The organism is Carnobacterium sp. GW821-FHT04C06 (assembly GCF_059420345.1).
Genome location: NZ_JBWKTN010000001.1, coordinates 268,902 through 282,326, shown reverse-complemented (window position 1 = coordinate 282,326; position 13,425 = coordinate 268,902). Strand labels below are relative to the sequence as shown.

The following is a 13,425-nucleotide window of genomic DNA, read 5'->3' as shown; positions in this document are numbered from 1 at the left end:
CATGAAAAAGGAAGTTGGAGTTTGGTTAAGGGAAGCACGGGTGAGTGATGGAGAGTTGCTAGCAAGTTATTTCTTAGAAGACAGTCATTTTACTTCGTTGCCAATGGACGCAATGACTCAGACATTGTATGAAGTTGAAAAGCATCCTATTATGATTTTAAAAGAGGAGGCATTAGTTGGTTTTTTTATTTTGCAGGTTGGTATTGGAGTGGAGCCTTACACTGATAATCCCAATGCCATTTTATTGCGAGCGTATTCCATTGATGATCGCTATCAAGGAAAAGGGTATGGAAAAGAGTCCATGTCTACTTTAAAACCCTTTATTAATGAACACTTTCCACAAGTAAATGAAGTTGTACTTGCTGTTAATCACATGAATATAGGGGCACAGATGCTTTATTTAAAATCAGGATTTTATGATACTAAAAGAAGAATTAACGGTGAACTGGGCGTTCAATTGATCTATTCAATGGATTTATAACAACAAAGGAAACTTGCTACTAATCATCAGCAAGTTTCTTTTTAAGTTGGATGAATTGACTTTTAATCAAAGGCGCAGTATTGTAAAGATAAACCAAAACGATTACATATGTAGTCGTAGATAGAGGAGGGATTATTATGGATTCGATGAAGAATCATTCAATGGACCCACACGATATGAAAGGAATGGATCACGAAGAAATGAGTGGGATGGAACATATGGCACACATGGGGAATTTAAAACAAAAGTTTTTAGTTTCACTATTGTTAGCTATTCCGATTATCCTATTGTCTCCAATGATGGGGATGGATTTACCTTTTCAATTTACATTTAAAGGCTCTGATTGGCTTGTGTTACTATTAGGGACTGTCCTTTTTTTCTACGGAGGAAAACCATTTTTAAGTGGAGCTAAAATGGAGCTAAAGGCTCATAGTCCGGCAATGATGACGCTAATTGCTTTAGGAATTTCGGTTTCTTACTTTTATAGTGTCTATGCTTTTATCAGCAATCACTTCTTACCAAATCTGCCACATGTTATGGATTTCTTCTGGGAATTGGCAACGTTAATCGTCATTATGTTACTGGGACACTGGATAGAAATGCGAGCTATTAGTAATGCTGGAGATGCCTTAAAAAAAATGGCGGAATTGTTGCCAAATGAAGCGACGATCATTGACTCAACTTCTTTAAAGACAAAACAAATTCCCTTATCAGAAGTTGCAATCGGAGATTTGTTGCAAGTGAAGGCAGGCGAAAAAATACCAGCAGATGGAATTGTCGAAGCAGGAACGACTAGTATTAATGAAGCGATGGTTACTGGGGAAGCGAAGTCTGTTAAAAAGCAAGTGAAAGATAAAGTGATTGGCGGTTCGGTTAACGGTGAAGGGACGATCACCATTAGTGTTACTGGAACGGGTGAGTCTGGTTATCTAGCTCAAGTAATGGCTTTAGTTGGCAGTGCAAAAGAAGAAAAATCAGCCGTAGAGTCGCTTTCTGATCGAGTAGCAAAATGGTTGTTTTATGTAGCGCTGAGCGTAGGGATTTTAGCATTTGTAAGTTGGTTGTTTATTACGAAAGAAATCAACACGCCCTTAGAACGAATGGTGACGGTATTGGTGATTGCCTGTCCCCATGCGCTAGGACTAGCAGTTCCTTTAGTTACCGCACGTTCCACTTCACTTGGTGCTAAAAATGGTTTATTGATCCGGAATAAAAATGCACTTGAATCTGCGAAAAAAGTGGATGTCATCTTAATGGATAAAACCGGAACTTTAACAGAAGGGGATTTTAGCGTGACTGCAATTGAAACCTTCAAATCAGACTATTCAAGACTAGATATTTTAAAAATAGCAGGAGCTTTAGAACAAAAATCGAGTCATCCTTTAGCAACGGGTATTTTAAAAAGAGTAGAGGAAGAAAAAGTGAAACTTCCAACAGCTAGTGAAGTTCAAGCGATATCAGGTGTTGGATTATCAGGAACAATCAATCACCAAAACATAAAAATAGTGACTGCATCCTATTTGATGAAACAAAAAGGTGCATTTGATCAAGAACAGTTCAATCAATTAGCTGGGGAGGGAAATTCTGTTAGTTATTTAATGATTGAAGAAACAGTCATAGGGTTAATTGCTCAAGGAGATAAAATCAAAGAAAATGCCTATCAATTTATTAAGGAACTATTGGATAGAGGTATTCAACCAGTAATGTTGACTGGCGATAACCAAGCAGCAGCAAAAATGGTTGCAGACAAAGTTGGAATTCAAACATTCTACGCGAACCTTCTGCCAGAGGAAAAAGAAAAAATGGTGGCAAGGTATCAACAAAAAGAGAAAACGGTGATGATGTTAGGGGATGGAGTAAATGACGCCCCTAGCTTAGCAAAGGCAGATGTTGGCATCGCAATTGGCGCAGGCACGGATATTGCGATTGATTCAGCAGATGTGATTTTAGTGAAAAGCGATCCGCTTGATACCCTACATTTTCTATCCTTAGCCAAAAATACTACTAGAAAAATGATTGAAAACTTATGGTGGGGCGCAGGATACAATATTATTGCGATTCCTTTAGCTGCGGGGATTCTAGCTCCGATTGGAGTTGTATTAAGTCCAGCCGTTGGATCAGTCTTAATGTCATTGAGTACGGTTGTAGTAGCGTTTAACGCGTTATTATTAAAAATCGATCACTAAAGAATCAACTTTCTAACAGTTATGTTCTGTTGGAAAGTTGATTTTTTTAATGAAGTAGAAGCGAGCTGCAAAAAAATAGAGTATAATAGTTTTGAACCCGAATGGGAATCCAAATGAAATAGGTGTATAACAAAATGATTGATTTTTCTTATGCCAAAATGCGTCAAATAATTGTCCATTTTGTAGGCAATAAAGCCCAAGAGCAAGGGTATGAAATTGCAGATAATATTATTGAAGAACTGGATGAAGAAATGACCGCCGTGTTAAATGAGATTTTTTTATCTCCTTTTAAAAGTGAAACAACAAACCATTTTTCACACTCAACAAGCTTAGATTATAACGAAGCGTACAATTACATTCGTAAAATTTTTAATGAAGAAACTTCTTTTTTTGAAGGGTCGGTTGATTTATTAAAGCAACTGTATGAAGCGTCTAGCCATCCCAATGTCAAATCAGGGGATTTGTGGTTGATTTATTTAAACGAATGCATCATTGAAGGGGAATTAACCGATGCGATTGGAATTTTTAAAGTTGAAAACAAAGAAGTTTTCTTAAAAAATGAATTTAATCAGCAATCGGTTACGATTGGGTATGAAAAAGGAATCACTAAAAAAGACATCGATAAAGCTTGTATTGTTTTTAACCTGCAGGAAAAAGATGGCTACCGCGTTGTTGCGTTAGACAATTTAACGAGGGGAGAAAGTGTGTATTGGAAACAACATTTTTTAGGCATTGAAAAAGTCCTAGACGACACGCTATTAGCAGAAAGTTTTGTGAATATCTGTGCGGAATTTGTCAAAAAAGACGATGAAAGCTTAGTTGGAAAATCAACTTTTATTAAAGAAGCACAAGAATATTTAGAAGTTCAGCCAGAAATCAATTTGGAAGACTTTGCAGATACGCTGGTAGAAGAATCAAAGCAAGAAGAATTTAAGACAGGCGTTGCAAACTATGAAAAAACCCATGCAGTGACGTTTCCTGATAATTTTAAAGTAAATGAGAAAAATAAAGAAGCTTTTTCTAAAAAAGTCAAAAATAAAATCAAAATTAATAATAACATTTCAATTGTTGTAAAAGATGTCAATCAGCTAACTGAAAAGGATATGGTGGAAGGCTTCGATGAAGTGGAAAAACGAAAATACCTTAAAATTTATTATTAGCAGAAACCAAAGGGAGTGGTTAGTGGATGAAGATGAATTTTAAAGGGCTTGCCCTTGTCCTTATAACGTTACTTGCAACAAGCTATTTTGGAATTCGATTTTATCAACAACAGCAACTTCCTAAAGTTCCCACTGAAGAACAAACTGCAAAAAATCCTGTTTTTTTGATACCAGGAACGAATGCAACGAATAAACGTTTTAATAGCTTTACGGAATCGTTGATGGAGGAACAGGTGACTAGCAACACAGTCCTAAAAATTCAAGTTAAAAAAGATGGCGGGATTCACTATTTAAATCAATTGAAAAAAAGTAGTGAGCGTCCTTTTATCGTTGTCGGTTTTGAAGACAATACAGAAAAAGCAGTAGATATTGAAGCTAAATGGTTTCAAAACGTAGTGCTAGACGTCAAAAAGAAATACCCGTTTTCGACTTTTGATGCTGTAGGGCATTCAAATGGAGGATTAGTCTTAGCGACTTATTTAGAGAACTATCAAACAACCTCAAATCCCCAAATGAATCGCCTGATAACCATTGCAACGCCATTTAATGATACAACAGCCGAGTATAACGACAATAATCTAGCCTTTACAGAAGTGAAAAAAGCGAGCCATCTATTAACTAATTTTATTGAAAAACAAACGCAATTGCCTTCGTCGTTAAAGGTTTTGGCAATAGCTGGAGATCAAGAAAAAAATGAGACGCATAGTGATGGCGTAGTTCCTGTACAAAGCGCATTAGCTAGTCGGCTATTTATCAAAAAGCAAGTGGCAAGCTATCAAGAAAGCATCATTACTGGCAAACAAACAGGTCATAGTGACTTGTTAGATAATTCAAAGGTACAAAAACAAGTGAAGGCATTTATTTATCAAGATGAGAATTAGCATTGTAGCGAATAAAACTATTAACAAACGCGTTGTAGTTTACTTTCTGTTTCCTTATACTGAATAAAAGGAGTGATGTGAATTGTTGAGAAAAGATCGTAAAAACCTGAGGTATCAATATGGCTACTATTCATTTTTAGTGTTTATTGGGTTATTTCTTATGAATCAATTTCTGACTGGAACTGGCTTTCAGTGGGCGGAAACCAATCGTTTAGAAACATGGATTTTATTGTTGTTTAGTTCCTTTTATTTTGGTGTAATGACGAGTTGGAAAGGTGCGCTGGGTCATGAAGCGAGTATTAAAAAAAGAATGATTTTATTTTATTTTGTTATGAGTATCACAGCCTTCGCTGTAACGGTTACCAACTATAAAATAGAACCAATCATGGTAAACGGCAAATTGCAATTTGTTGCGAGTATTTATTTAATAAGTATTTATTGGTTTTTAATAGCCTTGTTAAGCTTGTATCAACGCAAAAAACAATTGGGAAAAATCATTTAATAGGAGAGGATAGAATGAAAGCGTATGGTTATGAAAATCCAAAATATTCAGTGTTTTTATCCGTTGCCAAACAACTAAATGAATGTGGAATTGTTCCGGTTTTAATGGGTTCACTAGGTCTTGAGATTGTAACAACTAAAAATTGGGATGTTGGAGATATTGATATACATATTCCAGGAGATAGCAGGGGATGGTCAGCTCCGGTTGAAGAAATCATTTACCAATGGGAAGAAGTAAAAAAACAACTTGAAGGATTAGGTTTCTCATTGGTTGATTTACACGAGCATGCTTTTGAAAAAGGAACCTTGCGAGTTGAATTTGCAGTTATTGATACACTGCCTGAATTTGCAGGAATTGCCTTAGATGACATTAAGCAAATAGAAGATCAAGGGATACGTTATCGACTGTTAAATGCCACTCAATATTATCAACTATATCAAGCTTCTTCTAAAGATAGTTACCGAAATCAGAAAAATAATCAAAAGGATTTTGCAAAAATAGCTTATTTAGCTGATCTATTAACAAATATTGAATAATCGGAATATCTTTCAGAGTCTAATGATTTTGAAAGATTTTTTTTTGAAGAAAATTTCAAGGCATCTGTTTAAGGGGTTTTGCATTATGATGAATGATATATCTTTATTTTGTATAAGTTTAATTTTATTTTTAAAAAGAAAAGTGTTATAGTTTTATCAAGAGGTGATAACGATGAAAAAAGACTTTGAGGACTCAATTGATAATAAAGTGTATGAGTTTAGAGTGTTAGCAAGATTATCTCAACAAGAATTAGCTAATAACGTAGGTGTATCAAAGCAAACGATTTTTGTGATGGAAAAAGGAAATTATGTTCCAACTTTATTATTAGCATTTAGAATTGCAGAATTTTTTGGAGTTACTGTGGGAGAAATTTTTGAATATAAAAAAGGAGTAGATAAAAATGAAAATTAAATCTTTAAGTGATTTGCCTGAAGCATTATTTTTTCCATTGAAGGAATGGGTCTCTCAGAGTCCCTCGAATTTGAATTTTTTAGTGGGGCTCACGATGCTTATGATTCTTATTGGTATGTGCTTGTCTTATTATTTATTAAAAAAAATTGGAAAACCCGATGAAAGAACAAATGAATATTATAAGAAGTTGGCATATGTTGTATTGGTGGTAATTATTATTTGTGATATAATTTTTCCAAAAAGTTACATGCCGTATCAGTTTTATTCAATAAAATATAGCTTAGCTGTTTTAATAGGGAGTCTGTATCTATTTAGACAATATAGAAAAGATTTTAAATAAATTACTTAAATAATTTTTTGGATGATTATTGAATGGTTGAATTTAATTTTTAAGATAAATTTTTTTGAATAGATTTCAAAAAGTTCGATTAAAATTCAACTTTTTGAAATCACTACATAGATAAAGTATAATAATTTATTTTTTTAAATAATAACAATCGTTACTTTTTTTGATATCAGTTAGAGTTCAATATAAAAGTCAATTAAAATAATAACGATTGGGTTTAAGAACAAATGTATAATCTGAAAAATAAAAAGACAGCATAATTGATTGAATAGTGGAGGTAAAGAAATACTTTAGCTCGTTCAAGCATTCCTTTAGTGACGAATGCATCATTAGGAACTATGCTAAGGCTATCAAAGAATAAAGGAGTTGAACAAATGAAAATAGGAGAAAAAATTAAAGTCTTAAGGAAAAATAATAACTTAACTCAAAAAGAATTAGCTGAGAAATTAAATGTTTCAGGACAAGCTATCTCCAATTGGGAAAGACAAAAAGGGTATCCAGATATTGCAAATATCATTAGAATCTCAGAAATATTTAATTTTTCATTGGATGAGTTAATCAAAGAAGATGGTGATTTAAAAAAAATATTGTTGGAACAAAAAGTTAAAAAGCGTACAAAAATGATTGTGACCATTTTGTTTTTAATAGCTTATATGGTTATATTAATTTCTAGCCTTTTTAGAATAAAGACTGTTGGTTATAAAGAATTAAATGTTATTAGCTTAATTGTGGGTGTTTTAGGAACTATTCAAAGTATTTTAGATTTAAAAAAATTACTTTGAAAACTAGCATATAGATTAAAGAACTAACGAGCTACTATTGACTAGAATTGATATAAATGCGATAATTAGCGAGAAGAAAATTTAATAGAACAACCATCACAAAGGGGTGCTGCAAATGCGGCTGAGATTGAATCAAGTGGATTCTAACCCTTCGAACCTGTTCGTTAGTACGAGCGTAGGAATTGTGACGGGGCGACGATGATAAAAAGAATCATTCAGCTCCTCCTTTGTTGTGTGGCACTGTTCGACACATTCAAAGGAGGAGTTTTTTTATGTCCAAAACAAAGTTAAATGTCTGGATTGAAGGAACGATTTGTGCGGCACTTGCAATCGTTTTGTCATTTTTACCAACAAATATCGGAGCAAATTTCACCATTTCATTAGGAATGATTCCGCTTATTCTTTTTAGTTTTAGAAGGGGAGTAGCAGCAGGAATTGTTGCTGGATTTTTATGGGGCGTTCTGCATTTTTTAGTTGGAAATGTGGCTATTTTAAATTTACTACAAGGCTTTATAGAATATTTTATCGCGTTTATGTTTACGGGATTTGCAGGCGTAGTAGCCAGCCAAGTACGAGAATCAATCGTGACTAGGCAACGTGGGAAAATGGTGAGCTATATTATAGTGGGAACTTTTATTGGAACATTCGCCCGCTTCTTTTGGCATTTCGTAGCAGGATTTTATTTTTGGGGAAGTTATGCTCCAAAGGGAATGAGTGCGGTTTGGTTTTCCTTTATTATGAATGGGGGAAGCGCATTGGCAACAGGAATTGTCACCAGTGTTGTTTTAGTGATTGTGGCTGCTACAGCACCCGACTTATTTCTTTCGAAAGAAACAAGTTGGCTAAAAAAATAAGAATTTAAAAAAGGGACTTTGACAGGGTCCTTTTTTTATTAGAAAAAGAATTATTTTTATAAATGAGATAAGATTTTAGTAGCTAAAAGAAAAACTTCATAGTAAGATAATAAAGAATTAAGTTCGTTTAAAGGAGGCTTTTATGAATACTATTTTACTTGTTATCGCTCTTGTGACATTGATTAATATTTTTTTAGCTATCATCACAGTTTTTCGTGAAAAGCGAGATATTGCAGCCACGTGGGCATGGTTGCTCGTCCTTGTTTTATTACCGGGAATTGGGTTTATTGCGTATCTTTTTGTTGGTAAAAAAATCTCTCGAGAGAAAATTTTTGATATTAAGACGCAGGAAAGCATTGGAATGAGTGAACTTGTTTTGGCTCAAAAAGAAATGCTTGCGGAAGATGAATTGCTGTCAAGCAAACAAAGTAATGAAAATACAAAAGAAATGGCAAGTTTATTTTTGGAAAGCGATGAATCGATTTTAACCAAAGGAAATGAATTGAAGATTTTTACCGATGGAAAAGAAAAATTTGATCATTTGATTCATGATATCCAACAAGCGAAACACCATGTTCATTTGTTGTATTATACGTTTCATCAAGATGAGCTAGGAAATCGAGTTTTAGCAGCATTGGAAGAACGAGCTGCAGCAGGTGTTGAAGTGTTAGTTATCTATGATGCGATGGGATCTCGCTCAACCAAGCATCGCTTTTTTAAGAACTTAGAAAAATTAGGTGGCAAAGCAGAACCGTTCTTTGGTTCTCATTGGACGATTATAAATTTGCGTTTGAATTATCGAAATCATCGTAAAATTGTGATTATTGATGGGAAAGTCGGATATATTGGAGGATTCAATATAGGAGATGAATATTTAGGGAAAGTGAAAAAATTTGGTTATTGGCGTGATACGCATCTTCGAATTGAGGGGAATGCCGTTTTGGCTCTACAAAGTCGATTTTTAATGGATTGGAATGCAGCTGTTGTAAAACAAAAATTTGATTACAAAGAAGAGTACTTTCCATTAAGCAAAAATCACGGAAAAACCAATATGCAAATTGTCTCTAGCGGACCAGATTCAGAATTGCAACAAATTAAAAAAGGCTATTTAAAGATGATTAGTATGGCAAAAGAATCTATTTATATACAATCGCCCTATTTTATTCCAGATGACAGTGTGTTAGATGCTATTACAATAGCTGCGATGTCTGGAATTGATGTACGGATTATGATTCCAAATAAGCCAGATCATCCATTCGTTTACAGAGCAACCACTTATTTTGCAGGCGAGATGGTAAATGCGGGTGCGAAGGTGTATATTTATGATAACGGCTTTTTACATGCGAAGACAATGGTAATTGATGGCGAAATTGCTTCAGTTGGTACAGCAAACCTTGATTTTAGAAGCTTTAAATTAAACTTTGAAGTCAATGCCTTCATTTATGATCCTGTAATCGCACAAGATTTAAAACAAATTTACGAAAAAGACATTGAAAAATGTCATTTATTAACAAAAGAGTTACTAGATCAGCAAAGTCGCTGGATGAAATTTAAACAAGAATTCTCCAGATTATTGTCACCCATCTTATAAAAAATTGCATAATTTTCTACCGAAAACGTATAAATCTTACTTCACAAAAGAGTTGATTTATGCGTTTTTTTTGATAAAATTTAATGATTTCAGTGTGTCTGATTTGAAAGATAGGACTTTTTCATGGATAATAGAAGAGAAGACGTATTTCTTTTTGTTTATTTATGCAAAAATAATAAAAAACTAATGGGGTGAATCGATTGTTAGAATTCAAGAATGTTTCAAAAATTTATAAAGGTGGAAAAAAAGCAGTTGATGACGTCAATTTAAATTTTGAAAAAGGCGAATTTATTGCGTTTATCGGTACCAGCGGTAGTGGGAAAACAACTACGATGAGAATGATCAACCGTATGATTGAACCAACATCGGGACAAATATTAATCAATGGGGAAGATATTGCTAAGACAGATCCAGTGGAATTGCGCCGCAAGATTGGGTACGTCATTCAACAAATCGGATTAATGCCACATATGACAATTCGTGAAAATATTGTTCTTGTTCCTAAATTATTAAAATGGCCAGAAGATAAACGTAAAGAGATTGCAGATCGTTTAATCAAGCTGGTTGATTTACCAAATGACTTTCTTGAACGCTACCCATCTGAATTATCTGGTGGACAGCAACAACGGATTGGAGTTGTTCGTGCATTAGCAGCTGACCAAGATATTATTTTAATGGATGAACCTTTTGGTGCGCTAGATCCTATTACCCGTGAAGCCTTGCAGGATTTAGTCAAACAGTTGCAACAAGAAATGGGAAGAACCATTATATTTGTAACCCATGATATGGATGAAGCCCTTAAGCTTGCCGACAGAATTGTGATTATGCGAGAAGGTCGAGTGGTTCAATTTGATACGCCAGATAATATTTTACGCGAACCAGCTGATAAATTTGTTGAAGAATTTATTGGGCATGATCGTTTGATTCAAGCACGTCCGAATATTCAAACGGTTGAACAAGTGATGTTGAAAACGCCAATCTCCATTACACCAGGCAAATCATTAACAGAAGCCATTCGCTTGATGCGCGATAAACGAGTGGATACTTTGTTGGTAACCGACGATGCGGGGATCTTAAAAGGGTATATTGATATTGAAAGTATCGATTACAACCATCGTACTGCTACAAGTGTAGGGGATATTATGAGTAAGAACGTCTTCTTTGTTCGCAAAGATTCCTTATTACGTGATACGGTTCAACGTATTTTAAAACGTGGACTTAAATATGTACCAGTTGTAGATGAAGCAGGAAAATTAGTAGGAATCGTTACAAGAGCAAGTCTAGTAGATGTCGTTTACGATACTATTTGGGGAGACGATGATTCGGAAGAAACGGTACCAGTTAATGAAAAGAATGTCGAAGTTAAGGAAAGCAATGAGTAGAAAGGGGAACTAAAAAATGATTGAATTTTTAAATACCTATGGCTCAGAGCTGTTGCTTAAAACGTGGGAACATCTTTATATTTCTGCAGTGGCTCTCGGGCTAGGCATTATCGTAGCAGTGCCATTAGGCGTCTTGTTAACTAGAACAAAGAAAACAGCTTCCGTTGTTATTGGAATTGCAAGTGTATTACAAACGGTACCATCGCTAGCGTTATTAGCCTTAATGATTCCAATTTTTGGGATTGGGAAGTTTCCCGCTATTGTAGCACTTTTTATCTATTCCTTGCTTCCTATTTTAAGAAATACTTATTTAGGAGTAAAAAATGTTGATCCTAATTTAAAGGATGCTGCTAAAGGAATGGGCATGACAAATTTTCAGTCCATTCGAATGGTTGAATTGCCATTAGCAGCACCTGTGATTATGGCAGGTATCCGTTTAGGTGCCGTATATGTCATTGCTTGGGCAACGTTAGCTTCATACATTGGAGCAGGTGGTTTAGGAGACTTTATCTTCAATGGATTAAATCTTTATAAACCAGCACTGATTATCGGTGGGACAATTCCGGTAACAATTTTAGCCTTATTAGCTGACTTCTTACTTGGAAAACTCGAACACTGGATTACACCCATTTCACTTCGTACAAATGACTAGGAGGAAAACCAAAAATGAACACAATGAGAAAATCTAAGAACATTGTGGCACTTTTCTTGGTTGCACTTGTTCTGAGTAGTTGCAGTTTGCCAGGATTAGGTGGCGATGCGGGAAAAGATGCCATTACAGTGACGGGTGGCGTAACGACGGAAACACAAATTTTAGCAGGTATTGTCAAAGGGATGATTGAACACTACACCGATCAGCCAGTTCAAGTCATCAATAATTTAGGATCAACAACGATTAACCATCAAGCAATGATAAATGGAGATGCGAATATTTCAGCTGCTCGTTATACGGGAACGGATTTAACGTCAACGTTGCAAATGACAGCCGAGAAAGATCCTAAAAAAGCAATGGACATTGTTGTAAAAGAATTTGAAGAACGCTACAAACAAAAATATTACCCTTCTTATGGATTTGCGAATACCTATGCTTTTATGGTCACGAAAGAAACTGCTGAAAAATATCAGTTGAAAAAAATTAGCGATTTCAAAAAAGTTGCCGATCAATTAAATGCAGGTGTAGACAGCTCTTGGTTAGAAAAAGAGGGTGACGGTTATCGTGCATTTAAAGAGGATTATGGTTTTGATTTTAAACGTGTCTATCCAATGCAAATTGGGTTAGTTTACGATGCGCTAGCTGCTGGAAAAATGGATGCGGTACTAGGCTATTCAACAGATGGTCGGATTGCAAGTTATGATTTAGTTGTCTTAGAAGATGACTTAAAATTTTTCCCACCCTATGATGCCAGTCCTGTTGCAACAGATGCTATTTTAAAAGCCTATCCTAAGTTAAACGGGATTTTAGAAAAGCTTGAAGGTAAAATTGATACAAAAACCATGCAACAATTAAATTACAAAGCAGATAATGACTTGATTGAACCAGAAGTTGTTGCGCAAGACTTCTTAAAAGAACACGATTATTTTAGCAAAGGAGACAACTAAAATTATGGAAAATATGAATTTATTTGAGCAATTGATTTATTATTTTAATCAAAATGGCTCCTATGTTTTCAGCCAATTTATGCGCCACTTTTTAATCTCCATTTATGGTGTATTATTTGCAGCCGTGATTGGGATACCAATTGGGATATGGATTGCCCGTCATACGAAATTAGCTAGTTGGGTCATTGGTATGGCAAATGTGATTCAAACGATTCCTTCATTAGCAATGTTGTCTATTTTGATGTTAGGCTTAGGATTGGGAGTAAATACTGTTATTGTGACTGTCTTTTTATATTCATTATTGCCAATTATCAAGAATGCTTATACAGGTTTGAGAAGCGTTGATCGTAATATTTTAGATTCAGGAAAAGGAATGGGAATGACGAAATTCCAAATTCTTTATATGGTAGAATTGCCACTGTCGCTATCCGTAATTATGGCAGGGATTCGAAATGCACTCGTAGTCGCAATCGGAATTACCGCAATTGGTTCATTTATTGGAGCAGGTGGTTTAGGGGATATCATTACGAGAGGAACCAATGCTACTGATGGAACGGCCATTATTTTAGCAGGAGCATTGCCAACTGCCTTTATGGCTATCATTAGTGACTTAGTATTAGGATTTTTCGAACGGAAATTAGATCCCGTACAAGCAACTAGTAAAATATAGTGATAAAAAACGAACCAGATTCATTCTGATCTGAATTCGTTTT

At 34.9% G+C, this 13,425-nt stretch carries 15 protein-coding genes and 1 riboswitch; all 15 genes read left to right on the top strand.

Going from position 1 to position 13,425, the window contains the following annotated elements; genetic code table 11:
• Position 1 precedes the first annotated feature (1 nt).
• The 15 genes from AC07SW_RS01380 (at position 2) to AC07SW_RS01310 (ending at position 13,382) form a co-directional block, all read left to right on the top strand.
• Positions 2 to 481 (top strand): GNAT family N-acetyltransferase, encoded by a 480-nt coding sequence (locus AC07SW_RS01380; protein ID WP_074402568.1) that lies wholly within the window; start codon positions 2 to 4, stop codon positions 479 to 481.
• A gap of 137 nt (positions 482 to 618) precedes the next feature.
• Positions 619 to 2,667: a heavy metal translocating P-type ATPase gene (locus tag AC07SW_RS01375; protein WP_494632116.1), complete on the top strand. Its 2,049-nt coding sequence runs from the start codon at positions 619 to 621 to the stop codon at positions 2,665 to 2,667.
• A 134-nt stretch (positions 2,668 to 2,801) separates the two neighbouring features.
• A complete protein-coding gene (locus tag AC07SW_RS01370) occupies positions 2,802 to 3,827 on the top strand; it encodes a nucleoid-associated protein (protein ID WP_494632114.1) in 1,026 nt (341 codons plus the stop codon).
• 26 nt (positions 3,828 to 3,853) lie between these two features.
• A complete protein-coding gene (locus AC07SW_RS01365) occupies positions 3,854 to 4,708 on the top strand; it encodes an alpha/beta hydrolase (RefSeq protein WP_135023811.1) in 855 nt (284 codons plus the stop codon).
• Positions 4,709 to 4,790: 82 nt separating this feature from the next.
• Entirely contained in the window at positions 4,791 to 5,210 is a 420-nt protein-coding gene (locus AC07SW_RS01360; RefSeq protein WP_311907514.1) for a hypothetical protein, read from the top strand.
• A 14-nt stretch (positions 5,211 to 5,224) separates the two neighbouring features.
• The gene (locus AC07SW_RS01355; RefSeq protein WP_494632113.1) at positions 5,225 to 5,746 is read left to right on the top strand and encodes a phosphoribosylanthranilate isomerase; all 522 of its coding nucleotides are present in this window, start codon (positions 5,225 to 5,227) and stop codon (positions 5,744 to 5,746) included.
• A 172-nt stretch (positions 5,747 to 5,918) separates the two neighbouring features.
• The gene (locus AC07SW_RS01350) at positions 5,919 to 6,158 is read left to right on the top strand and encodes a helix-turn-helix transcriptional regulator (protein WP_135023805.1); all 240 of its coding nucleotides are present in this window, start codon (positions 5,919 to 5,921) and stop codon (positions 6,156 to 6,158) included.
• Positions 6,148 to 6,498, top strand: coding sequence for a DUF2178 domain-containing protein (locus AC07SW_RS01345; RefSeq protein WP_494632112.1), 351 nt, complete (start codon positions 6,148 to 6,150; stop codon positions 6,496 to 6,498). The genes AC07SW_RS01350 and AC07SW_RS01345 overlap by 11 nt, the downstream gene beginning before the upstream one ends.
• 380 nt (positions 6,499 to 6,878) lie before the next feature.
• Positions 6,879 to 7,286 carry a helix-turn-helix domain-containing protein gene (locus AC07SW_RS01340; RefSeq protein WP_494632111.1) on the top strand — a complete coding sequence of 136 codons (408 nt, stop codon included), beginning with the start codon at positions 6,879 to 6,881 and terminating at the stop codon, positions 7,284 to 7,286.
• Positions 7,287 to 7,378: 92 nt separating this feature from the next.
• Positions 7,379 to 7,485, top strand: a riboswitch (TPP riboswitch).
• Positions 7,486 to 7,558: 73 nt separating this feature from the next.
• Positions 7,559 to 8,140 (top strand): energy-coupled thiamine transporter ThiT, encoded by a 582-nt coding sequence (gene thiT, locus AC07SW_RS01335; RefSeq protein WP_119908132.1) that lies wholly within the window; start codon positions 7,559 to 7,561, stop codon positions 8,138 to 8,140.
• Positions 8,141 to 8,282: 142 nt separating this feature from the next.
• Positions 8,283 to 9,731: a cardiolipin synthase gene (gene cls, locus AC07SW_RS01330; protein WP_034569370.1), complete on the top strand. Its 1,449-nt coding sequence runs from the start codon at positions 8,283 to 8,285 to the stop codon at positions 9,729 to 9,731.
• Between the two features lie 191 nt (positions 9,732 to 9,922).
• On the top strand, positions 9,923 to 11,113 hold the full coding sequence (locus tag AC07SW_RS01325) for a betaine/proline/choline family ABC transporter ATP-binding protein (protein ID WP_463684508.1): 1,191 nt from the start codon (positions 9,923 to 9,925) through the stop codon (positions 11,111 to 11,113).
• 16 nt (positions 11,114 to 11,129) lie between these two features.
• A complete protein-coding gene (locus tag AC07SW_RS01320; RefSeq protein WP_034569376.1) occupies positions 11,130 to 11,765 on the top strand; it encodes an ABC transporter permease in 636 nt (211 codons plus the stop codon).
• A 23-nt stretch (positions 11,766 to 11,788) separates the two neighbouring features.
• The gene (locus AC07SW_RS01315) at positions 11,789 to 12,712 is read left to right on the top strand and encodes an osmoprotectant ABC transporter substrate-binding protein (RefSeq protein ID WP_034573484.1); all 924 of its coding nucleotides are present in this window, start codon (positions 11,789 to 11,791) and stop codon (positions 12,710 to 12,712) included.
• A gap of 4 nt (positions 12,713 to 12,716) precedes the next feature.
• Positions 12,717 to 13,382 (top strand): ABC transporter permease, encoded by a 666-nt coding sequence (locus tag AC07SW_RS01310; RefSeq protein ID WP_034569378.1) that lies wholly within the window; start codon positions 12,717 to 12,719, stop codon positions 13,380 to 13,382.
• Positions 13,383 to 13,425: the final 43 nt, after the last annotated feature.

Coding starts and splice junctions, on each gene's coding strand:
- AC07SW_RS01380 (WP_074402568.1), top strand. CDS start 2: ATGAAAAAGGAAGTTGGAGTTTGGTTAAGGGAAGCACGGGTGAGTGAT.
- AC07SW_RS01375 (WP_494632116.1), top strand. CDS start 619: ATGGATTCGATGAAGAATCATTCAATGGACCCACACGATATGAAAGGA.
- AC07SW_RS01370 (WP_494632114.1), top strand. CDS start 2,802: ATGATTGATTTTTCTTATGCCAAAATGCGTCAAATAATTGTCCATTTT.
- AC07SW_RS01365 (WP_135023811.1), top strand. CDS start 3,854: ATGAAGATGAATTTTAAAGGGCTTGCCCTTGTCCTTATAACGTTACTT.
- AC07SW_RS01355 (WP_494632113.1), top strand. CDS start 5,225: ATGAAAGCGTATGGTTATGAAAATCCAAAATATTCAGTGTTTTTATCC.
- AC07SW_RS01350 (WP_135023805.1), top strand. CDS start 5,919: ATGAAAAAAGACTTTGAGGACTCAATTGATAATAAAGTGTATGAGTTT.
- AC07SW_RS01345 (WP_494632112.1), top strand. CDS start 6,148: ATGAAAATTAAATCTTTAAGTGATTTGCCTGAAGCATTATTTTTTCCA.
- AC07SW_RS01340 (WP_494632111.1), top strand. CDS start 6,879: ATGAAAATAGGAGAAAAAATTAAAGTCTTAAGGAAAAATAATAACTTA.
- thiT (WP_119908132.1), top strand. CDS start 7,559: ATGTCCAAAACAAAGTTAAATGTCTGGATTGAAGGAACGATTTGTGCG.
- cls (WP_034569370.1), top strand. CDS start 8,283: ATGAATACTATTTTACTTGTTATCGCTCTTGTGACATTGATTAATATT.
- AC07SW_RS01320 (WP_034569376.1), top strand. CDS start 11,130: ATGATTGAATTTTTAAATACCTATGGCTCAGAGCTGTTGCTTAAAACG.
- AC07SW_RS01315 (WP_034573484.1), top strand. CDS start 11,789: ATGAGAAAATCTAAGAACATTGTGGCACTTTTCTTGGTTGCACTTGTT.
- AC07SW_RS01310 (WP_034569378.1), top strand. CDS start 12,717: ATGGAAAATATGAATTTATTTGAGCAATTGATTTATTATTTTAATCAA.